The organism is Shewanella sp. BF02_Schw (assembly GCF_014596695.2).
Taxonomy (GTDB): Bacteria; Pseudomonadota; Gammaproteobacteria; order Enterobacterales; family Shewanellaceae; genus Shewanella.
On record NZ_JABKAW020000002.1, the window covers coordinates 566,461 to 588,031 of the forward strand.

General features: G+C 41.8%; 19 protein-coding genes. 7 read left to right on the forward strand and 12 right to left on the reverse strand.

Annotated elements, in window-relative coordinates; genetic code table 11:
* Positions 1 to 6: 6 nt before the first annotated feature.
* The 5 genes from HNW13_RS10885 to HNW13_RS10905 form a co-directional block, all read right to left on the reverse strand.
* A complete protein-coding gene (locus HNW13_RS10885) occupies positions 7 to 666 on the reverse strand; it encodes a flavin prenyltransferase UbiX (RefSeq protein ID WP_182745345.1) in 660 nt (219 codons plus the stop codon).
* Between the two features lie 25 nt (positions 667 to 691).
* Complete coding sequence (mpl, locus tag HNW13_RS10890; protein WP_192115466.1) at positions 692 to 2,107, reverse strand: UDP-N-acetylmuramate:L-alanyl-gamma-D-glutamyl-meso-diaminopimelate ligase; 1,416 nt, start codon at positions 2,105 to 2,107, stop codon at positions 692 to 694.
* A 97-nt stretch (positions 2,108 to 2,204) separates the two neighbouring features.
* Positions 2,205 to 2,507, reverse strand: coding sequence for an AzlD domain-containing protein (locus HNW13_RS10895; RefSeq protein WP_059746143.1), 303 nt, complete (start codon positions 2,505 to 2,507; stop codon positions 2,205 to 2,207).
* A complete protein-coding gene (locus HNW13_RS10900) occupies positions 2,504 to 3,289 on the reverse strand; it encodes an AzlC family ABC transporter permease (protein ID WP_162022308.1) in 786 nt (261 codons plus the stop codon). The genes HNW13_RS10895 and HNW13_RS10900 overlap by 4 nt, the downstream gene beginning before the upstream one ends.
* Before the next feature lie 531 nt (positions 3,290 to 3,820).
* Positions 3,821 to 4,780, reverse strand: coding sequence for a LysR family transcriptional regulator (locus HNW13_RS10905; protein ID WP_101086124.1), 960 nt, complete (start codon positions 4,778 to 4,780; stop codon positions 3,821 to 3,823).
* 518 nt (positions 4,781 to 5,298) lie between these two features.
* Here HNW13_RS10905 and HNW13_RS10910 point away from each other — a divergent pair.
* The 4 genes from HNW13_RS10910 (at position 5,299) to nrfD (ending at position 7,934) form a co-directional block, all read left to right on the forward strand.
* On the forward strand, positions 5,299 to 5,763 hold the full coding sequence (locus tag HNW13_RS10910; RefSeq protein WP_101086125.1) for a hypothetical protein: 465 nt from the start codon (positions 5,299 to 5,301) through the stop codon (positions 5,761 to 5,763).
* A gap of 75 nt (positions 5,764 to 5,838) precedes the next feature.
* On the forward strand, positions 5,839 to 6,303 hold the full coding sequence (locus HNW13_RS10915; protein WP_192115465.1) for a cytochrome c3 family protein: 465 nt from the start codon (positions 5,839 to 5,841) through the stop codon (positions 6,301 to 6,303).
* A gap of 6 nt (positions 6,304 to 6,309) precedes the next feature.
* Positions 6,310 to 6,996: a 4Fe-4S dicluster domain-containing protein gene (locus tag HNW13_RS10920; RefSeq protein WP_101086127.1), complete on the forward strand. Its 687-nt coding sequence runs from the start codon at positions 6,310 to 6,312 to the stop codon at positions 6,994 to 6,996.
* Positions 6,993 to 7,934 carry an NrfD/PsrC family molybdoenzyme membrane anchor subunit gene (gene nrfD / locus HNW13_RS10925; protein ID WP_192115464.1) on the forward strand — a complete coding sequence of 314 codons (942 nt, stop codon included), beginning with the start codon at positions 6,993 to 6,995 and terminating at the stop codon, positions 7,932 to 7,934. Before HNW13_RS10920 ends, nrfD begins: the two co-directional genes overlap by 4 nt.
* Before the next feature lie 232 nt (positions 7,935 to 8,166).
* Here nrfD and HNW13_RS10930 read toward each other — a convergent pair whose 3' ends face one another.
* The 5 genes from HNW13_RS10930 to HNW13_RS10950 form a co-directional block, all read right to left on the reverse strand.
* Positions 8,167 to 8,847: a Fe2+-dependent dioxygenase gene (locus HNW13_RS10930; protein ID WP_192115463.1), complete on the reverse strand. Its 681-nt coding sequence runs from the start codon at positions 8,845 to 8,847 to the stop codon at positions 8,167 to 8,169.
* Between the two features lie 14 nt (positions 8,848 to 8,861).
* Positions 8,862 to 11,183, reverse strand: a complete 2,322-nt coding sequence (locus HNW13_RS10935) for a TonB-dependent receptor (RefSeq protein ID WP_192115462.1) — start codon at positions 11,181 to 11,183, stop codon at positions 8,862 to 8,864.
* Positions 11,184 to 11,435: 252 nt separating this feature from the next.
* Positions 11,436 to 11,822 carry a VOC family protein gene (locus HNW13_RS10940; protein WP_192115461.1) on the reverse strand — a complete coding sequence of 129 codons (387 nt, stop codon included), beginning with the start codon at positions 11,820 to 11,822 and terminating at the stop codon, positions 11,436 to 11,438.
* Between the two features lie 180 nt (positions 11,823 to 12,002).
* Entirely contained in the window at positions 12,003 to 14,063 is a 2,061-nt protein-coding gene (locus HNW13_RS10945; protein WP_192115460.1) for a PhoX family phosphatase, read from the reverse strand.
* 173 nt (positions 14,064 to 14,236) lie between these two features.
* Positions 14,237 to 15,502 (reverse strand): DEAD/DEAH box helicase, encoded by a 1,266-nt coding sequence (locus tag HNW13_RS10950; protein ID WP_192115459.1) that lies wholly within the window; start codon positions 15,500 to 15,502, stop codon positions 14,237 to 14,239.
* A gap of 276 nt (positions 15,503 to 15,778) precedes the next feature.
* Between HNW13_RS10950 and HNW13_RS10955 the strand changes: the two genes are divergently transcribed.
* Entirely contained in the window at positions 15,779 to 15,976 is a 198-nt protein-coding gene (locus HNW13_RS10955; protein ID WP_162022300.1) for a hypothetical protein, read from the forward strand.
* A 12-nt stretch (positions 15,977 to 15,988) separates the two neighbouring features.
* Here the strand turns inward: HNW13_RS10955 and HNW13_RS10960 are convergent, their stop codons facing one another.
* Positions 15,989 to 16,474 carry a GNAT family N-acetyltransferase gene (locus HNW13_RS10960; protein ID WP_157822781.1) on the reverse strand — a complete coding sequence of 162 codons (486 nt, stop codon included), beginning with the start codon at positions 16,472 to 16,474 and terminating at the stop codon, positions 15,989 to 15,991.
* 312 nt (positions 16,475 to 16,786) lie between these two features.
* Between HNW13_RS10960 and HNW13_RS10965 the strand changes: the two genes are divergently transcribed.
* A complete protein-coding gene (locus HNW13_RS10965) occupies positions 16,787 to 17,227 on the forward strand; it encodes a DUF3429 domain-containing protein (RefSeq protein WP_192115458.1) in 441 nt (146 codons plus the stop codon).
* Between the two features lie 80 nt (positions 17,228 to 17,307).
* On the opposite strand, the gene HNW13_RS10970 is transcribed toward HNW13_RS10965, so the two are convergent.
* Complete coding sequence (locus HNW13_RS10970) at positions 17,308 to 20,355, reverse strand: transglycosylase domain-containing protein (RefSeq protein WP_192115457.1); 3,048 nt, start codon at positions 20,353 to 20,355, stop codon at positions 17,308 to 17,310.
* Positions 20,356 to 20,633: 278 nt separating this feature from the next.
* On the opposite strand from HNW13_RS10970, the gene HNW13_RS10975 reads away from it, so the two are divergent.
* The gene (locus HNW13_RS10975) at positions 20,634 to 21,482 is read left to right on the forward strand and encodes a DUF72 domain-containing protein (RefSeq protein WP_182743593.1); all 849 of its coding nucleotides are present in this window, start codon (positions 20,634 to 20,636) and stop codon (positions 21,480 to 21,482) included.
* Positions 21,483 to 21,571 lie beyond the last annotated feature (89 nt).

A 21,571-nucleotide genomic window follows, 5' to 3' on the forward strand; every position in this document is an offset into this window, starting at 1 on the left:
AATCTCTCAATTGTCGATGTCGTGTGACTGAGTACGTCCGTATCCCCAGCGACTCGTTAAGTCGTGTTCAATGCCCAAATGATCAAGTATTCGGGAAACCATGAAGTTTACCAGATCTTCAACCGATTTGGGATTATGATAAAAGCCTGGGGCTGCTGGCATGATGGTCGCACCGTTGCGCGTAAGGCTTAACATATGTTCTAAGTGTATGGCACTAAACGGAGTTTCACGCGGAACAAGGATTAACTGCCCGCGCTCTTTTAATACTACGTCTGCTGCTCTTTCGAGCAAATTATTACTCATGCCTGTCGCGATAGCGGCTAATGTGCCAGTTGAGCACGGACAAACCACCATTTGCTTAGGCGCAGCACTGCCTGATGCTGGCGGCGAAAACCATTCATCTTTGCCTAATACGACTAGCTCACCTTTTAATGGCTCATCGGAATTATGCAGCTGTTCAATTAATTGCTCTTTGGCTTTTTGTGGATTTGCGCTCAGTTGCAAGCCATGTTCGGTGGCTAATACCACCCGCGCTGCACTGGATATCATTAAAAAAACTTGGTAATCGGCCGCTAACAAACATTCCAGCAGCTTAATGCCATAAGGAGCGCCAGATGCCCCCGTCCAGGCAAGACTAATTGCTTTAGCTTTTTTGGCGTAGGCCATGTTGTACCCTCTGTCGGCGAAAGCCTTACGCTAAAGCCTTAATAATTTTCTGGTGAATCCCATTAAAGCCACCATTACTCATGATGACCACGGTATCACCTTGGTTTGCTGTGGTGGCGACAGTGCTAATAATATCTTCAATGTTGTTAAACACAGTCACTGGAATTGGCGCGTTAGCCATACTGGCATGAATGTCCCAACCAATATTATCCGCTTGATATAGATAACCTACATCGGCTAATGCCATCGAGTTGGCGAGAGTATCTTTATGTACTCCACTTTTCATGGTGTTTGAGCGCGGCTCTAGCACCACAATAATGTTGCCATTAGGATTGTCACTAGATGCAACTTTAGCCCGTAACCCTTGCAATGTAGTGGCTATAGCGGTTGGATGATGAGCAAAATCGTCATACACACACACACCATTCACAGTCGCTAATAGCTCTAAACGACGCTTTGGTGGACTAAATTGTGCCAACGCCTCAATAGCATGACCTGGCGCTACGCCCACATGACGAGCAGCCGCTATTGCCATTATGGCATTTTCAATATTATGCTGACCTATTAATGCCCAGTTTAATACTCCTTGCGACTCGCCCTTAAACAGCACTTCAAATTCATGGCCATCGTCGGCAATAGTACGCGACTGCCAAGCACTTGGTTCACCTTGTTGAGCTGAATCGCTGGCTAAGCTTGTGGCTTTAGAATAAATTTCTTGCTCGCTCCAACAGCCCATATCAATCACTTGTTGTACGGCTTCAACGTCGCTAGGCCAAATCACTTTACCCTCGCCCGGCACTGTACGAATAACATGATTAAACTGGCGTTGGATCGCCGCTAAATCGGCAAAAATATCGGCATGATCAAATTCAAGGTTATTGATCACTAAAGTGCGAGGATGGTAATGAACAAACTTAGAGCGTTTATCAAAAAAGGCACTGTCGTATTCGTCGGCTTCGACAACAAAAAACACTGAGTTACCTAAACGTGCTGACACACCGAAATTTTGCGGTACGCCGCCAATTAAAAAACCCGGCTCGTAGCCGCAGTACTCTAAAACCCACGCAAGCATGCTTGAAGTAGAAGTTTTACCGTGTGTACCCGCTACCGCCAATACCCAACGGTCTTGCAAAATATATTCAGCCAAAAACTGCGGCCCAGAAGTGTATTTTATGCCGCGATTTAATACTGCTTCTACACACGGATTACCGCGGCTCATGGCGTTACCAATAACCACTAAGTCTGGTTGGTTGTCGCCTTCTTTGCCTAATTGAGCCGGATCAAACCCCTGGATTAGCTCAATACCTTGTTGCTCAAGCTGGGTGCTCATCGGCGGGTAAACGTTGGCATCGCTGCCGGTAACTTTGTGGCCCATTGCGCGGGCAAGTAGGGCTAAACCGCCCATAAAAGTGCCACAAATACCTAAAATGTGTACGTGCATACTCAACTCTAATTGGTCCGTAATATGGCGGTTATTCTAATCTATTGCGCCACAGAATGTCAGTTAACAATGATTGAAATTAATCTAGGGTATGTTGTTAATACAAAATAAAAAACAGCCCCATACTGAGCACGGTTGTGAGCAAGGTATTACGGGTGACGTAAGCCAGCACAGTGGCCACTAGCGCACAGGTTAAATAAGGATTATGCACACTAATAGCCAGCTGGCCTTCGGGCACAAATACGATAGGGGCTAATATGGCGGTTAATACCGCAGGTGCTGAATAGCTTAAAAACGTTAAGGTATTTTTACTTAACCGAATAGGCAATTTAGGTTCTAGCAGTAAGTGCCGACTAACAAATACCACTGCTGCCATTGATAAAATAATCAGCCAGGTCATGCGTTATCTTCCTTAGCGTTAGGAGTTGAATCGACATCGGTTGCCACTGCACTTCCTTCATTAGTCAGTTTGGCGTAGGTCATGCCTGCAGCCATACCCGATATAGCGGCAATTAACAGCCCTGCTTGGATCGCGAATACTGCGCACACCACAGCTAACGTAAGCGACACTAAAACGCACACTAATATTGACGGCTTCTTTACTGTCGGTACCACTATGGCAATAAAGGTGGCTGCAATGGCAAAGTCGAGCCCGAGTTCGCCTAGGTTGTCGATAGACTGCCCTGCGACAATGCCGAGCAATGTAGCAATATTCCAGCCGACATAAAAAGTTAACCCGCCGCCCAAAGCGTACCAACGATCAAACTGATGTTGGCCTGGTTTATCACCACTGTGAGTTTGATTAGCGATAGCAAAGAGTTCGTCGGTGAGTAAAAACCCTAGCCCTAAACGCCATTTAAGCGGCAACGGGCTAATATGAGTACGCATGGCCATGGCATACAATAAATGCCTTGAAGTAATTAGTAAGGTGGTTATCAGAATACTGCCGATACCAATACCGGCTTTTATCATGCCAAGCGCAACTAACTGGGCGCTGCCAGCAAAGATAATGGCCGACATTGCTTGGCTTTCAACGGCTGTAAGGCCAACTTCAAGGGCAAACGAGCCCGCTAAAATCCCCCAAGGGATCACCGCTATCGTTAGCGGCATAACGGCAAGCGCGCCAGCTAAAAATGATTTGGTTTTAGTGGTAGTGATACTGATAGATTCGGTTGCGCTCACATCATCTCCTTATGCTGCACTGATTACGCTAACGCGCTAAGTGACAAGAAGATTAGCTTAACGTGAATAAATGAATAAAGCCCCTGAAAACTGATCATTATGGAGAATTTTCAAACTATGCTGTGGGTTAAGATCTTGAGGGGCTTCATTATTATGTATAAAATCTATTAGTGAAATATAAAAAAATTGATACATTAACTTAATATCAATAGGCACAAACAATGATAACGTGAACCTTGCAAATTGTATAACCAACATTCTAATTTAATAAATTAGATATCAAAACCCCTCTTTCAAGATGCAAAAATGACATTTTACATCTTTAAAAATAAGCAATAACTAAATATTAAGGAACTAAATATTAATAACTAAATACCAGCGAGCTAAACTCCCGATCCCTTACCCCCTATTTTCTATTTCTATTTCTATTTCTATTTCTATTTCTATTTCTATTTCTATTAAATATACAGGAATTATTATAATTTCACTCATTAGGCAATAATGCGAACCTTCATATTAACTCGTTTTATATTAAATTAGCTCATGGGTTAATTCACGAATTTGCTTTTTTAACCATGCTGCATCTTCATTGTCAACACTAGGATGAGTGACTAAAACCAATTTTAATGGCTCTACAACCTCAAATAGACGATTGCATTCGTACTCAGATAACTGGCAAGCATGTAAACCAGAGTCATCATCTAACATGTCATACACTGCTTTGTAGGGTGTTATTGCCAATGACTGACAGTCTGAGAGGTAATCAAATAAAGAAGACACGCTGGTAATGGTCATTTCGGTATTCAGAGATAAATCCTTAGCCTGACAATACTCCTGGAATGGGTTGAGTATGGGGGCCTGGATACCAATAAGCGTATTGATATATGGGTATTTAGCAATGGTTTCTAGAGAGATGTCTTGCTTTAATATAGGGTGCTTTCTGCAGCTGAGTAAGTATTGTCGGTTCATTGTCGCAAGCACTTCAACCTGTAATTTTTGGTCAAAACAGAGGATCTCTTCAGGGCCTTTGCAGCAACACATCACAATACTGTGTGGATCGCTAATCACGCTTTCCAGAGAATGACTATTCCAGCTACTCACATTAATATGGATATTTTTATTATGTTCTTTAATGGATTTCATCAATGCTCGCGGATAGGCATAAGCAATCATTCCAGGAATGACTAATTCAAAGTATCGATTATGCGATTGTTCAGCACTATTAACTCGATTGAAATTTTTAGCACAGTCCACTATTTCTTTAGCAATGGGATAAATTTTTCCCGCATAATCATTTGGGACTAATCCGTATTTCCGTCTAATAAACAGCTCATCACCAAATATTAGTCTTGCTGTGTGTAAACAACGACTTATCTTCGAAGCTGGCACATCTAATATTCTAGAAACATGCGTCGCTGATTTATTTTCATAAAGACTCACTAATATAGATAGTGTTAATAAATCTAATTTATCTAAGTCAATTGGCTTCATCTTAGATACTCCATTTTAGGTATATAACCTAGCATTCTAACGCTTTTCAAAAGAGTTCATAATGTTATTTTAAGTATTCAATGATTACTTATTCCAGATCATAAAAATAATTTTCTAACACTACTTATTTCACATAGAATGCTTCCATCGATTGGAGCAATGTTTAGTAAAAGCTAATTTCATGTATTGTAATATCCAATTAAACAACTAGAATTTCGAGAAAACAGATATTCACATATTGATTTATTAAATTTCAACATATCAATATTTTAAAAATTCAAATTCAAACTTAATAACTTTCAAATCAACTTTGTTTATTTCAAATATATATCAACTTAAAATGCAGAAAAAAACAATAAGACCTAAATCATAACTACGATCGAATAAATTAAAAGCACATCATTTAATTGATTACGATCAATTAAAAACCAAAATATAAGGATAATATTGATCGTACGTCAATGACGTATGTTTAATTCATAAAACAATAAATTAAAAACGATTTCTTGGAGGATAATATGATTACTTCAGTCTTTTTAAGTTATGCATTTGTGTACTCTGTGCTGTTTATTGTGGTTCCCTTTATATTAGTAATTTTCATTATGACTTGTATAAAGTTCTTCAAAACTGACACTGAAGAGCACTCAATTAAGTTCAAAAAAATGCTTTTTGATACTCAGAGCTTTAACTTTTTAAAATCACTAAAAACAATGGTGGGCGGCAAATATGATGTTTGTTGCAACGTTCCAATCGATACCGTGTTCGAAATGGATGCCCAAACCGCAGCCGAAAACCATACACGATTCGATTATGTCGTGATAGATCATGACTCGTCGGAAGTGAAATTGGTTATCTCTGATTTCAGTCAACAAGATGATGCTAACGCAAAAAGTTTGTTTGAAAAATTCAACGTTAAATTAGTTGAAATCGTTCGAGGCAAACCTTACGACATGCAAATGTTAAAGCTATCCCTACCGGTATGAAGACCCTGTCGGGTGAAGACAATCTGTTTTCACCCGATATTTTTTGATAATCCATGATTGTAGAGAGGACTGATTATGTCCCGGAATAACTGGCTACTGATGTTAAGTGTAGGCGTATTGTCGTTTGCCCTTATTAGTCAGGGAGCAAATAGCGCTGACTCTACTGAGGAAATTAACAATGACTCATGTATGAGATGCCATAAACGCAATGGTGCAATGCTAGGCCACCATGCCCAAGCACAGCTAAAAATGAGCTGTAGTTCATGCCATGGTGAGCAAGGAAATCACCCTAAAAAACCCAATGACCTGATGGTATTTTCGGCGGAAAACGACATTACAATAGACGCTAAAAATGACGTTTGTTTGAAATGCCATTCGCCTAAAAAGATATCCCAAGCAGAGTGGACTCACAACGTACATGCTCAAAAAGTGAGTTGTACATCTTGCCATAAACTGCATCCTGAATCTGACCCCATAATGGGCTTAGGATCAAAAGATCGCAGTAATGTGTGCCGAAATTGTCACACGGTGCAGAGGTAAGTAATCATGGAAAACTCAAGAAGGCATTTCCTTAAAAGCACCTGCGCATTGGTTGCAGGCGTGTCGGTATATCCACTCAGTGGTAATAATGCCAATGCCGAAATGGAACCCGCTATAAACAACATAAAGTACGCTTTGTTACATGATGAAACTAAATGCATTGGCTGTAATGCCTGTGTTGAAGCATGCCGAGAAGTGAATCATGTACCTGAAGGTGTCACACGACTAAGCATTGAAAGAACTGGGCCGTTTGGAGAATACCCTAATCAGTTTTATCATTTTTCTCGACATTCTTGTGAACATTGCGAGAACGCACCTTGCGTTTCTGTTTGTCCAACCGGGGCCGCCTTTATTAATAAAGAAACCGGTATTGTTGCAGTAAATGCAGATAAATGTGTCGGTTGCCAATACTGTATTGCGGCCTGCCCTTATGAAGTGCGTTTTATTAATCCTGTTACTAAAGCTGCCGACAAATGTGACTTCTGCCGTGAAACTAATCTCAAACAGGGTAAACAACCTGCCTGTGTAGAAATATGTCCGACAAAAGCATTAGTGTTTGGCAATCTTAAAGATCCCGAGTCTGAACTGGTTGCACTATTAAAGGCGAATCCGACTGAGCGCTTTAAGCAAGATTTAGGTACCCGACCTAAAATATTTCGTATCAAAGCGAAACAAGGGGAGATTATATTATGAGTGCTTTTCATTTTGATACATTGGTTTGGCACTGGCCCATTGCAATATACCTATTTTTAGCCGGGGCATCCGCAGGCGCCATGTTCTTCGCTGTTTTATTGAAACATTTTTGCTTAAAAGAGAAAGCATATCAGTCTGGATTTATTATAGCTGCCTGTATTATTGCGGCAATTTCCGTTTTAGCAGGCTTAGGAGTGTTGGTATTAGATTTAACAAAACCTTGGGACTTTTGGAAGATTCTAGTGTTTTACAATCCTACGTCGGTGATGTCGATGGGTGTGATTATCTTAATGCTATATCAAGTATTTATGTATGCTTGGATTGCAGTAACATTCAGACAAACCATTGATAAGTTTTGTGAAAAACATTTATCAATCGTCTGTACGTTAACCAGGCTGCTAGCGCGATATGAAGCAGGTATAACCGGTTTACTAGTGATTTTCTCAATGTCTCTAGGTGCCTATACCGGATTTTTATTATCGGCTCAACCTCACTTCCCGATGTGGAATACAGGAGTATTACCCTTACTATTTTTAGCTTCTGGTTTGTCTTCAGGTGCCGCTGCATCACTATTAGGTGGTGTGTTACTCAAAGGCAATCCCAATGGTGCTGAAGTACGTTTTATTCATAAAATAGAGATCCCATTGATTTTAGGCGAGATACTCCTTATGTTCACCTTCTTCCTAGGATTGGTCTTCAGTGGTGGCCAAAGCAAGGTTGCGGCATTCAATGCTATCGGAGTAGGCTTTTGGGGATTTGTATTCTGGTTCGGCATTATGGGACTAGGATTGTCGGCCCCATTAGCGATGAACTTATTTATGACCGCCACTTCAAAACGCAAGTTTTCCTATGTTGCCGGAACAGCATGTCTAAGTTTATTGGGCGTCATATTATTACGTAACTTTATACTTTATACCGGTCAAATGGTGGTAAGTTAATAAAATTAACGGTGATAGCACGCGTTAGCAACCGTACTGTCACCGTCTATTCGACAGAAGATACCGCTGTTTGTAACCTCGTCTCTTTATTGAGTCTCATTTTTTTGAGTCACCATTTTTTGAGTCACCTTCGCTTAACTATTTTTACCAATTGATTTTAATTGGTATTAAGACAAGCTAACAATTCAAAACCAACCATTATTACCCCGTCATTCAAAGCCCATTAGAGCTATTACAGCTGGGTAAACTGCCTGATCAAATTATGATACACATTATGCAGGTTATCTAACTCGGCGCGATCTGTATTATTGGTTTTGATCAAGTTTTGAATACTTTGATCGAGCTGATACAAGGTTTGGCGTAAAGTGACATCGGCCACCATACTTTGCATCCAGGTAATAGCTGCAATGCGTTGCCCTCGAATTACCGCGGTCACTTTATGCAAACTACTCGACGGGTATACTACGGCGTATCCTGCAGGTAACTTAATGTGCTGCTGGCCAAATTCAGTGGCAATAACTAACTCACCACCGTCATACTCTTCGGGTTCACTCAAAAATACCGTCATGGATACATCACTGCGGATCACTTCTGAGGTATTGGGGATCCGCATGATGGCTGCATCGACATGGTAACCATACTCTTCAGTTTCGCTATAACGATTAAAGCACGGCGGAAATATCTTATGCGGTAACGCCGCTGATACAATTTTAGGCGTTTCGCCAATACGCGCCAGTAGTTGATTAGCCAGTTGGCGCACATTAGCGTGTTGCGCATCTGCTTGATTGTTATTTTTAACCGACGCCGCCATCCCCATTGCGGTTTTACGACCGTCGCCCCACGGACATTCAGCCAGTTGCTGACGATAAGCACCGACATCCTGTTTCGAGAGAATTTGTTCAATAACAATCATGCAAATACCTTTAATTAAAACTCATATGTCATCGACAATTTAGCATTACGGGCGTCACCTAAGTACATAAATGAGCCAGAACGATAAGCTGCCGTCCAGTATTCTTCGTTCAATATGTTACCTACGTTTATGCGGAAAGTTAAATCTTCGGTGGCATTGTAACTGGCAAATAAATCAACTACTTGATAGTTAGGCACCACAATGCTGTAACGGCTATTGTCGCTATCATAACCTGCTGCAGTGTCTGGTTGTCCACCATACATTTCACTTTGATAAGTGTAACTACCACCAAATACGAATGACTCTGTTAGCTCATAACGCAGTTGCAAATAAGCGCTTTCATCAGCAAAGTTACTCAGTACTAAACCAATATTAGCTGGATTGTAAGATTCTAGAATTTCGGAATCCATTTTGGCAGCCGAGAATTGTATGCTGAGTTTGTCAGTAATATTGCCGACCATACCAAACTCGATACCTTTAACGCGGTTTTTACCGGTATTAAGTGTCCCCAAAGTTGAGTAGCTGTCGCCAACACTTTCCATCACATCACTTTTAGTGATTTGGAAGATTGATGCTGAAAACATCATTTTGTCGTCAAACAACATCCACTTGGTGCCAAGCTCTAGGTTTTCAACGATTTCGGCATCGGCTTCAGCAGCTTGCTCTTGTGTACCACAAATACCACCGTAACCACAGTTAGCACCTAAGTCAGACTCACCGCCGTTGATGTTGGTTGCAGTACTGTAATTGGCGTAGATATTCGCATCTTCAGATAAGTCGTAAACTAAGCCAATATTGCCGTTATACATGGTATCGGAATAGGCATAATCCACTTCGCCATCACGACCTGTGGTGTTGTTACTGTAATCAAAGCTGTCTTGTCTAAAACCAAAAAATAATGCTAACTGATCGGTTAATTCTACCGTATCCATCATGTATGCCGACACGGTTTCGATGTCGTATATCGCATCTGATCCACCATCAACATAGCTGCGATTTATTAATTGGCCGATATTATCGACAGTATTGCCGTCACCATCAATAATACAATAAGACTCTGATACGCCACCGCGACCATTGGTCAAACAATTTCCATCATTGTTGTTGGTGATGCTATATATGCCGTTATCAACATTTTCATCTGTGTATTCAAGGCCAAATACTAACTTGTGATTAAACCCCAGTGCTTGAGTGTTCCAAAATAAGTTGAATTGAGTGCTGACATAATCAACATCTTGGTTACCTTGGTGAGTACTAAGCGTTAAGGTGCTGGCACCAGGCGCTGTTGGGTCGGTATCGGCCCGCGTTGTGCCGCCCATACCGGTTGTAATATAGCCATTTTCGGTATGTCCAACGCGTGTGGCGTTGTACAACGTAATGCTGTCATTTAACTCATATTCGGTACGTAAGGTAAACGTGGTGACCTTAGAATTTAGAAAGTCACCATCTTGAGCATAAACAGGAATATCTTCTAGCGGCTTACGAGTATCTCGATCAAAATAACTGCCTAAATCTGGCTCATCTTTCGCGTCTAGGTAGTAACCATCGGCGGTAAATGACAATGCATCGGTGGCTTCATACACACCCGATAACTGAACACCTTGGCGTTCACTCGTAATGCCTTCGCGGCCCGGCTTGTCTTCTTCAGCCGCTAAACCATTAAGGCGTACTGCCACTTTGTCTGATATCGGTAAGTTATAGTCCACCGTTAGACGAGTGTGATCGTCAGTACCAATACCCAGATCGACACGGCCAAAATCGTAAGCTACTGAGGCTTTTTTAGTCACACTGTTAATGGCACCACCTGATGAACCACGGCCAGCAAATGTTGAACTTGGACCTTTGGTAATTTCAACGCGCTCGGTGGCAAAACTTTCACGAGTGGTCATGCCAGGGTCGCGAAGTCCATCTACAAACACGTCGCTACGTGCTTCGTGACCACGGATAATATAACGATCACCGAATGCATTACCGTTTTCACCCGTACCAAGGGTGACACCTGCTTGAGCTGACAAAATGTCTTTTAAGTCCGTATTTCCTGACTCTTGAATTTGGTCTTGAGTTAACACGGTAATCACTTGAGGCGTATCGACAAGTGCAGCCATTCGGCGTTTGTCGGCTGAGTTATTAAACATGTAAACCGAGTTTTGCACACCATGAACACGAATTCGCTCTATTGATTCGTCCGTTTGCGCGGGTTTACATTTCGCCAATATATCCTTATCGCAAGTTTCATTTTTGGTGTCTGCAGCATATAGCGCTGGGCTACTGAATACTAATGCTGCAGCAACGACTTGAGCACCTAACGATAACTTACTGTAATTACTCGACTTCATGCTTAACATCATCCTGTTATTAATAAGCGTTAACTAAATTTCATTTATGTGATGCACTTTACATAAATGAAACAAAGATCGCAAATGCAAATCATTATCATTTGTGTAAAGATTTATTAAATAAGAGATTTAGCTAACAAAGGAGGCAATAAGCAGATAGGTAGCCGTTATTAATAACCGCGGTTATTGATAAAAACCGTCATTGATAACAGTTTGAATACCGCTCAAAAACAGCGGCCTGGTCGATATCGATTAACTGACTTGATAAAGCTCTAACGGTAAACCGTCTGGATCGCTAAAAAAGGTATATTGTTTACCGGTATATTCGTCAATACGAATGGGTTCGACTGATATTTGGTTTTGCTGCAAATGAGCCACTACCACATCGAGATCATCAACTTTAAACGCTAAATGACGCAAGCCTTGGGCTTCGGGATAACTGGGTCTTGGCGGCGCACCATTAAATGAAAATAGTTCAATTTGGCTGCCATCGGGCAAAGCTAAATCGAGTTTGTAAGAGTCGCGCGCTTGACGGTAATGCTCAGCAATAACTTTTAACCCTAAAACTTGCGTATAAAATGCTTTTGAACGTGGGTAATCGGCACAGATAATCGCGACGTGATGAATTCCATTTAGCATGGCTGTCCTTGTAAATAGACTATTAATAATTAAAGCTGGTAATTAGAACTGATCATTAGATTTTGTACACAGAAAAAAGTAAAACCCTGATAGAACAAGTCTATCAGGGTTAATATACGCTTTTAAAGTCATAAACAAGACTAAAGCAAGGTTAGTGACTTCCAGAGAAAGTGGTTTACATTAAACGCCGATTTCACCGCCGTCATCTTTAATAAACATCACTGTGGCCGCACGTGGACGAACCGTTGTGCCTGCAGGCGTTTCTTCATCTGCTCTATCAGAGTATGGCCAGTTGTCAGGATGCTGAATATTGGCAAACATTGCGGTGTAATCTGGCGACATGGCAAAACCAGTCACTTCACAGCCGTTAGGGCCAACAAAGAAACGCTTAAGCTGAGTTTGGTTTTCAGCCGTTACCACTTGTTGATTACCGTCTGCATCTACCATCGTTGATGGCACAATCGCTAACATTTGATCGTTGGTTTCTTCGGTAACTTCAGAGGCACCATTGTCGGTTTGCACCCATAAAATACCACGTTGATCGAACGCCAAACCGTCTGGACTAGCAAACTGGTTTAAGTCAGTTAAGCCAGATAAGTTAGTCTCAGCATCACCATCTGCAGGTGAACCAAATATAAAGATATCCCAGCTAAATTCCGTTGCTGCATCACCTTCATCCCAACGGATAATATGACCAAAGTTGTTATTTAAACGTGGGTTAGCAGGGTTGGTGTTGTCGGTACGTTTACTGTTGTTGGTTAACGTTAGGTATACCGTACCTGTAAATGGATCGACAGTTGTCCATTCTGGGCGATCCATTGGTGTAGCTCCCACTAAATCAGCAGCGCCAGCGGTATTTAATATAATCGCCGCTTGTGAGTCAAAGCTGCTCGCAAGCGTGCTTCCGTCGGCAGTCACCCCATCTAACGTTAGTGGTAACCATTCACCGACACCGTCTTCGGTAAACTTAGCCGCATATAAGGTTCCGGCATTCATGTACTTATCGCCAACTGTTAAGCGGTTAGTACTGTTAGCATCTGCTGGATCCCATGCTGCGTCAGAAACAAACTTATACAGATATTCAAAACGTGAATCGTGGCCTGAATAAAATGTGATTGGTTTGCCTTCTTCAAGTTTACCAAAGGCACAACCCTCGTGGCGGAAGCGACCTAATGCAGTACGCTTAATGGCGCGCGAGTTGGGATTGTATGGATCAATTTCAACAATATAACCATGGCCATTAGCTTCGTTACGGTAATCATTAATCGCACTTGAGCCCGTTGGCGTTACATCAAAACGAGCAAATTCGTCTAAACGTTCATCGTCATTACCGGCTAAATGGCTCCAGCCATAACGAGTGTCAGAAGTCGAAATACCAATGCGGGTTTGCTCTTGCGTTAAGGTGCCTTTATTAACAAAGTAACCCGGCCAGTTTTCTTCACATGTTAAATAAGTGCCCCAAGGCGTATAACCATTACCACAGTTATTTAAGGTACCGCGCGCTTGGCTGCCATCGGGCGAATAACGCGTTTCAAGGTATGAGCTGTACGCTAGTGGGCCAGCAATATCCATCACGGTTGCACCGGTAAAACGACGGTTATGGCTGTCGTTTTCGACCACTTGCCATCGTCCAGAAACTAATTTAATACGTACAACTGAAATACCATGGGCGTTGATTTCTTTGCGGATTTCATCAATTACAGTGCGCTTACCATCAGCATCAAACGTTGGGCCTGTTGGATGTAAAGCATCCTGGTCAATGTATTCGTGGTTAATACACAATAAACCGTCATCTGCCGAATCATTCAACGGGAAGAAATGCATACCATCATGATGCATACCTACTGAGTTTTCCTGATCGATAGCAGTATTACTGCCATCGGCTTTCCACGCTGCAGCTTTCGAATTTAAGGGTGTTCCCCAAGGTGCTAACACATAAGCTGAATAACCAGCAGCTACCGCAACTGCATCGGTTTTAGAACCGGCAATAGACTCAAAACCTAATACTGCAGAACTTTTTGTTGGTGCTGTTGGCGTGATCGGCGTTGTTGGCGTTTCTGCAACGGTGTCATTGTCAGAGCCACAAGCACTTAATCCGAAGCCACCAAACGCCGTCATAGCACTAAGGCCTAAACCACGCTTAACAAAATTACGACGTGATAGATGATTATCCATCACTTCATTGAAGGGGGTATTTTTACTGTTGTTAAAACGAGTTGGATCAAATGTCGCCTTGCTCATAAATTGTCCTTAGATATGCTCTGAAAATAACGGATCAAATATAGGTATAATTATTTGTCAGTTAAGATAAGCGTCTAATGTGACAACTCGGTTCAAACTAGATGACATTAATGTGGCAGTAAAAAGACACTCACCACACTGTCATGTGTGATGGAATTAATATAAAACTCATGTTAGCGTTTTTTACCACGTGAAGATGCCGCTAATGCCTTTTTACGTGCTTGTTGTTTTAATGCAGATTTGGTTGTTTTACGGGTAACTGGAGCAATTAAATCAAGGTCTGGCTCAAAACCTGCCAGCCATTGCTGTGGTAAACGTCGGTCTAAAAAGGCTTCTAGTTTAGTTAATAATGGCTCGTCATCGATGCTTAATAATGTAATAGCTTGCCCAGCTTTACCTGCTCTGCCTGTGCGGCCAATTCGGTGTACGTAGTCTTCAACTTGAAACGGTAACTCCATATTAACGACATAATTCAACTCGTTAATATCTAACCCTCTAGCAGCCACATCGGTGGCGACTAACGCGGCCACATCACCGGCTTTAAATGCTGCTAATACTTGTTCACGTACTGCTTGAGATAAGTCAGCATGAAATGCTTCAGCCGCTACACCAGCTTGATTCATTTGCTTTACCAGTGCATCAGCACCTTGTTTGGTGCGGCTAAATATTAAGCTTTGCTGCCAACCTTCTTGGCTGATTAAATGACACAGCATGGCGCATTTTCGGTTAGCGTCGACATTAAACACTCGCTCAACAATACTGCTGGCGGTGGTATTTCGCTGAGCCACTTCAATCACTTGTGGTGAGCGTAATAAGCGTCGGCTAAAACTGAGCATACGGTCATCTAAGGTGGCTGAAAATAATAATGTTTGTCGTGTACTTGGTAAACGCTTAAGCACCTCGACAATTTCATCTTTAAAGCCCATGTCCAGCATGCGATCGGCTTCATCAAATACCAAATGAGTTAATTGCGACAATGACAACGCACGCTTACGTAACAAGTCTAATAAACGTCCGGGGGTCGCCACCAAAATATGGGTGCCATTGGCTAGCTGACGGATTTGTTCACCAATGCTAACCCCGCCATAAACCATCACGCTAGTGACTGAACTGCCATAAGCATATTGCTCAATACTACTGTGCACTTGCTGGGCTAACTCTCGAGTTGGGACTAATACAAGCGCGGTAATAGGGGTTAAATGAATATATTGAGTATCTGGCTGAGCGACTAAAGCATCTTTATGAGTCAATAGTTGATGCAGTAACGGTAATGCAAAAGCAGCCGTTTTCCCGGTGCCCGTTTGCGCCCCCGCCATCACGTCTTTACCGCTTAAAATAACCGGAATAGCCTGTAGTTGGATTGGCGTAGGTTGCTGATATTTTAATTCAGCTAGGCGGTTAATCAATATGGGATGTAACGATAAATCTGCAAAAGACATAAAAACTCCAAACATGTGGATGGGCAGTTTATCACGCTCATTCAGATTAAAACAAAGGCTCTAGGCAGTGCTTGCTTGGATTATCGTTAATTAACACGGCAGTTAAATGTGATACTCAACACATCTTAAGCAGGTCGAGCTTTTTGCGGCAGATATCACTTGACTAAAAAAGTAAGCCTTATACAATTTAAACATGCAAATAAAAAACATGTTTAAATTTAGCCACTAGATCTCATCACAACATTACACAATCAGCTCCCATAACGAGGTATCACCATGAGTTTTTCAATTAGCGGTATTTTCAAGCCTGCCAAGCAAGCTGAACCAGTTAGCAATGTGGCGCCTACAGCCCAGGACACTGCTGTAACAGACTCGAACTCTGCAACAGAAAAAGTATCTCAGGCTGAAAATACTACCAAAAAACAAGCTAATGGTGGCAGTTGTTGCGGTGGATGTGGCGGCGGCAATCATTAATCCACGAGAATATTAAACGTTACCACGTCTGAATAAACGTAAATTGTCTTTACTGATTAATTGCGGATACTGCGCTGTAACGTCGAAAAAGCCATTGGCATACGCCACTGCCACTGAGCCTTGATTCTGTTTCTCGATATAAGCAAAAACAGGGCTCGAAATAAATTGCTTTAAAAACATTTCCACTGCTTTGGTGGCAATGCCCTTGCCCCAATGTTCACGTCCAATCCAATACCCAACTAAACGCATTTGTGGGTCGGACTTTGCTGCTGCGTCGGTATTAATCCACGATAAAACATTACCCACTAAAACATCATCGATCCAAATCCCTTGCGCTATCGCCTTTTCATTAGCCAATACTTTTTGCTGCCAATGCAGGTTAAAAGCCTTACGTTTACGCGGCACAAAATCTGCCATTTTATTAGCAATAGGGTCGTTTTCAAATTCAAACAATATATCTAAATCTGCTTCAGTAATGGGATGAAGAGAAATATTCATTTCGGGTTCGCCTTTTCTATGTTGTGTCACCAAGATCATTTATATTATAGATAACCTCAGCTCTAAAAAGAGATGGGATAAATCGTTAAAAACGGGTTTAATTCAAGTCTGCAATATCAAACTTGCCATGTGTTTTGCTAACAAGGCATATTGGACGTATCAATAGCTCGCCTATTGTAAGTCGATTCAACACTGATAGCGGAAATGCCTGTTTGATGATCGTTTATTATCCATAATTGAGGTTATATATTCTCATTCATCGACACGCTTGACGATGAGTAACCGTATCAACATGCATTAAAGGACTACAGGATGAAAAGCATTAAAACATGGCAATGGTTAGGCTTTGCTGGCCTTTTACCTTTTATTATTCTCAGTGTATTAGCCTTCAATCATAGCCTATTAGCACCCGAAAATACTATGTTAGGGTTTGTTAGCTATAGCGCAGTGATTTTAAGTTTTGTTGCCGGTACTCTGTGGGGCAAAGCGGTTATATTAACCTTAGACGACAATATCGCTAAGTTACTTATCATTAGTAATATCATCGCTCTCGCTTGTTGGATTGCACTGTTAACACCATTTGCATTATCCGCGCTTATCCTACTCGCCAGTGGTTATCTGTATTTATTGTATATTGAATTTAAAGCCAAACAATTATCAACCACCACCAGCTACCTCACATTACGCACAATATTAACCAGTGCTGCTGTAGTATGCCACATTATTGTTATGCTCAGTCTTTTTAGCGTTTAACAACATGTTAATTCGAACAAAAAAGCCCATACTTTACAGCATGGGCTTTTTTGTTGATCGCAGCAAGCTGGATTCATCATTTATAAACCAGTTTGACACTGTTCTTGCTGGTTTATCATCGGTGATAAAATCGGCATCATGCCTTTAAGTACTTGTAATGGCAGTGCTGAAGTAAAGCTAAAGTCGTCGGCCTTCTCCCCTGGCACAAACGCCGTTAAGGTACCAAAGTGACGATCGCCTAAATAGAACACAAACGTTGCGGTACGGTTTATAGCGGTTGAAGACACTTTACGGCCATTACGAATTTCAGTCGCAATACGGTTATCACCAGTACCCGTTTTACCACCCATAACAACAGCCTGGCCATTGCTATCCACCAAGCTGCCTTTGAGCCTTCTCGCAGTGCCATTTTCGACCACATTTGCCAGTGCTTTTTTCAACGCTCGCGCAACTTCTTGATGCATCACCCGCGTTACTGTTTGCTTATTATTAGCCAATGTCACCTCATATGGTGTGTCCTTGGCAAACTGCAGCTCATCAATTCTCACTGTAGGGTAACGATAGCCATCATTTTGAATAATACCCATTAACTCAGCCAATGCTGCAGGTCTGTCGCCCGAGCTGCCTAAAGCTGAGCCTAATGATGGCACCATGTATTCAAACGGATAACCCATTCTCACCCATCGCTGATGAATACTTAAAAAAGCTTCAACTTCTAACATCACTTGAATACGCACATCACGTGCATTTTGATGACGCGTTCTAAACAGCCAGCGATATACTTCTTGTAGCTGCGGCTGCGCATCCTCTAATACTTGAGTAAGACCCGTTTCTGGATAGTCATTTAAATAACGTAATACCCACAGCTCTAACGGGTGCACCCGCGCAATATAGCCTTGATCAGCCAAATTGAACTTTTCTTCGCCATACTTGTTGTACAGCACATTAATTTGTTTATCAGTAAAGGTTTTTGCTGGTAAACGCCTTGCAAGAAAAATCTTTAACTCACGGGCACCATCGTAAGGTTTTAAATAACGATAAACCGCCGTTAACTTGTGCTCTTGTTGTTGAATACCATCAAATAACACCTCAAGACGTTGCTCTGGTGCAAGCTGACGATACTTGCGATAAAAACGTTTTACAAACGAACTGCCCTCACGCTTAGCAAATGCTTTTAGGTATTCTTCACGGCGCGGATCTTTGTCGTTACGCAATAGCTGCGACACACTGCCTTCACTGTTATAACTACTGCTGTAATTAACAATGTCTTGCATTAAGCGCACAAAAGGCAAGTTTATTGACTCTTGCAATGCTTGATATAATGTTGGTACGCGGCTGTTTTCTTTTTTATTAAAATTGTTAAATACATGCAAACCACCACCGGTGAAGAAACGTTCTTCTGGTGAAGCCGAATATTCGCGCTGCAGTGCTGCATCTAACATTCGGGTTAAATTACGGTCACGGGTGGTAATCAAATAATCGACCACCCAGCGTGTAATATGGTCTTTACGTTCCACATCCACTTGGCGTAAATCAGCCACCGTCATTGCCGAAAAACGCTGTTGTAATTCGGCAATAATGTCTAAATATGTCGCTAATACACGTAACTTAGCCGTTGAACCAAGCTCCAACTTACTGCCTTCGTTAATATCAAACGGCTGATCGATACTGTCGGTTTGAATCCGTACCCGATTGGCGCTGTCGGTGCTTTCATATAAGGTAAAGCTGTACAACACTTTATCTAACTGCTGCACAGACAGTAAACGCTCACCTAGTAGTCCGATACGTTCAGCCGAACTGGGCTGAGCTAAACTACGTAAGTAATCACTAACTTGTTGTTGCAAGTCACCATGAAAGGTACTGTTAATCGATAAATCGTAGCGATCGAGATCAAATAAACTTAATCCCAACATACCCGCAGTACGAATACGTACCGCATTAACCCCTTTATTGTTAGCGAGGTTAGTCGTCGCTAACTTACTAGAATTAAATTGTAATGTTTGCTCAAGTGCCGACACCATCAATTGCGTTTCAATCAGACCATCACCGCCCAGTAAACGTAAATAGCTGTCTACTAACGATTCTAAATCCTCATGACCTTGGCGTAAGTAATACGACGGCCGACGCTGAGCAATCATTAAGGCCACGATTTGACGAAACACCTTGCCACGCTCAGCAGCATTTTGCTGAGTATGACGGCTCAATAGTATTTGGTTAGCTTGATTAAAATCTGTTTTAAACCAGGCCCATAAGCCATCACCAATACCATGAACTTCACCAAACCCTGGCGCCGATGATAATGGCACTGTGTTGAGATAATCTTGTACGATACGTTGGCGAGCACCAATGGTGCTTTCACCCTGCTGATACACTCGCACAATTGCCGAACCAATTTGTAATAACTTATCCTTGATACTCAAGGTTAAGCCGTGGTTAGAATGCCTAAATTTTTCAATTTGGGTGGCCAAGGTACTGCCACCTGCTTTAGACATATCAGCCCCAAAAATACCCGCTACCTGGCTGGCGGCAGCCAACACAAATCGAGGCCAGTCAACCACAGGATTGTATTTAGCTTCTGGACTCAACATTTCACGGTTTTCGATAAACAATAAGGTATTAATGATTTGGTCGGGGATTTTATCTTGGTCTTGATACACTCGTTTAGGATAGGAGAAATCGAATACCGTCATGTCACGGCAATCTTTTATCATTAAGCCTGATTGGGCTTTTTCATGATACGGTGGGAAAAAACCAATATTGGTATAATCCATCAACATTGGTGAAAATGCCACTTGCTGAGTGATTTGATAATTACGCTCAATTAAACGCGCTATTTTCTGCGGTAATTGGCTATAACCATGGCGATCATCAAAAGGACCATACTCAGGATAAATCACTGCATCGCTGCGATAATCACGTACTTTATAGGTTAATTTAGTCGCATATTGATGCAAAAAATAAGATTGATAATACGATGTCCGCACCTCAAACTCGATCAGATAGGCTGTTGCTAACAATAATACGATGAATAACCAACCCGCTTTACTGCGACGAACCGGAGCCGGTTTGGCGGAAGATGTATTAGGTCGATAATTATCAAACTGACTGTCTGTATGTGGACTAGACACAAACTCTCCATCTAACGCATAAAATCACAATAACGCACCATTTAACTTTTGGTTGAGATGTTCAATACATCGCGTAACTAATTGTGATAATTTTATCAGATGGGTAAAGCCATTAGATATAGACAAAAATAACTAAATGTTGTTTTTTAGCCCATTAAAGACCTTATTAGCACAATATCGATATTTTTATATAAAACACTTACCCAAGTCTAAGGATTGTTTTGGACAATAGCACTTCAACAGCGACTATTTATCCGCCATTAAGATTAGGTTTAGCCATGTGGTCACAAAACCAATGGCAACAAACCGTCTACGGCAATAGCCAAGCACATCGGCTCGCGCGCTATGCCGAAATATTTAATACCGTTGAAGGTAACACTACTTTCTATGCCACGCCGTCGTTACAGAATGTACAAAATTGGTACGCCGCAACCCATGACGATTTTAAATTTACCTTTAAACTGCCCAAGCACATCACTCATGAATTACAGCTACAACATGCAGGGCCGGCCCTACAACAATTCTTTAGCGTAATGGAACCGCTAATTAACCGAACCGGGGTGTGGAAAATTCAACTTCCGGCCAGTTTTGGGCCACAATCGTTGCCACAGTTAGCGCAATTTTTAACTCAAGTACCACAAGGCCTAACCTATGGCGTCGAAGTACGTAATAGCGCCTTTTTTGCTAAAGGTGAAGCAGAGCAAGCATTAAACCGCTTACTCATCGACAATAACTGCAATCGTATCATTATGGATACGAGGCCTGTTTTTGCGGCCGCGCCAACCACAGCCGCAGTGATAGATGCCCACCAAAAAAAGCCTAAAGTGCCAGTACACGCCATTGCAACCGCAAACAATCCTGTGGTGCGCTTTATTGGTCATCCGCAAGCGGAAGCCAATATACATTTTTTCCAAAACTGGCTTAAACAGCTGCCTTTATGGATCGCGCAAAACAAACAACCCTATTTGTTTATCCACACCCCAGACAATCACAATGCACCGCAATTAGCGGTCGATTTGTACCGTTTACTGCAACAACAGTTGGCACACAGTGCATCAGTATTGGCCGACATTAACCTATTACCTCAACAACAGCACACCACAACGCAACTGGGTTTTGATTTGTGATACTCACCTATATGACATAGGAAACCTCAACGACTGATAATAAACGTTTATCAAACAGCTCTTTGTCCGGTTATTTTATGATATTATCT

What these genes read in the sequence shown, in the direction of transcription:
- HNW13_RS10885 (WP_182745345.1), bottom strand. Translation starts at nt 666, where the DNA reads ATGGCCTACGCCAAAAAAGCTAAAGCAATTAGTCTTGCCTGGACGGGG.
- mpl (WP_192115466.1), bottom strand. Translation starts at nt 2,107, where the DNA reads ATGCACGTACACATTTTAGGTATTTGTGGCACTTTTATGGGCGGTTTA.
- HNW13_RS10895 (WP_059746143.1), bottom strand. Translation starts at nt 2,507, where the DNA reads ATGACCTGGCTGATTATTTTATCAATGGCAGCAGTGGTATTTGTTAGT.
- HNW13_RS10905 (WP_101086124.1), bottom strand. Translation starts at nt 4,780, where the DNA reads ATGAAGCCAATTGACTTAGATAAATTAGATTTATTAACACTATCTATA.
- HNW13_RS10910 (WP_101086125.1), top strand. Translation starts at nt 5,299, where the DNA reads ATGATTACTTCAGTCTTTTTAAGTTATGCATTTGTGTACTCTGTGCTG.
- HNW13_RS10915 (WP_192115465.1), top strand. Translation starts at nt 5,839, where the DNA reads ATGTCCCGGAATAACTGGCTACTGATGTTAAGTGTAGGCGTATTGTCG.
- HNW13_RS10920 (WP_101086127.1), top strand. Translation starts at nt 6,310, where the DNA reads ATGGAAAACTCAAGAAGGCATTTCCTTAAAAGCACCTGCGCATTGGTT.
- nrfD (WP_192115464.1), top strand. Translation starts at nt 6,993, where the DNA reads ATGAGTGCTTTTCATTTTGATACATTGGTTTGGCACTGGCCCATTGCA.
- HNW13_RS10930 (WP_192115463.1), bottom strand. Translation starts at nt 8,847, where the DNA reads ATGATTGTTATTGAACAAATTCTCTCGAAACAGGATGTCGGTGCTTAT.
- HNW13_RS10935 (WP_192115462.1), bottom strand. Translation starts at nt 11,183, where the DNA reads ATGAAGTCGAGTAATTACAGTAAGTTATCGTTAGGTGCTCAAGTCGTT.
- HNW13_RS10940 (WP_192115461.1), bottom strand. Translation starts at nt 11,822, where the DNA reads ATGCTAAATGGAATTCATCACGTCGCGATTATCTGTGCCGATTACCCA.
- HNW13_RS10945 (WP_192115460.1), bottom strand. Translation starts at nt 14,063, where the DNA reads ATGAGCAAGGCGACATTTGATCCAACTCGTTTTAACAACAGTAAAAAT.
- HNW13_RS10950 (WP_192115459.1), bottom strand. Translation starts at nt 15,502, where the DNA reads ATGTCTTTTGCAGATTTATCGTTACATCCCATATTGATTAACCGCCTA.
- HNW13_RS10955 (WP_162022300.1), top strand. Translation starts at nt 15,779, where the DNA reads ATGAGTTTTTCAATTAGCGGTATTTTCAAGCCTGCCAAGCAAGCTGAA.
- HNW13_RS10960 (WP_157822781.1), bottom strand. Translation starts at nt 16,474, where the DNA reads ATGAATATTTCTCTTCATCCCATTACTGAAGCAGATTTAGATATATTG.
- HNW13_RS10965 (WP_192115458.1), top strand. Translation starts at nt 16,787, where the DNA reads ATGAAAAGCATTAAAACATGGCAATGGTTAGGCTTTGCTGGCCTTTTA.
- HNW13_RS10975 (WP_182743593.1), top strand. Translation starts at nt 20,634, where the DNA reads ATGTGGTCACAAAACCAATGGCAACAAACCGTCTACGGCAATAGCCAA.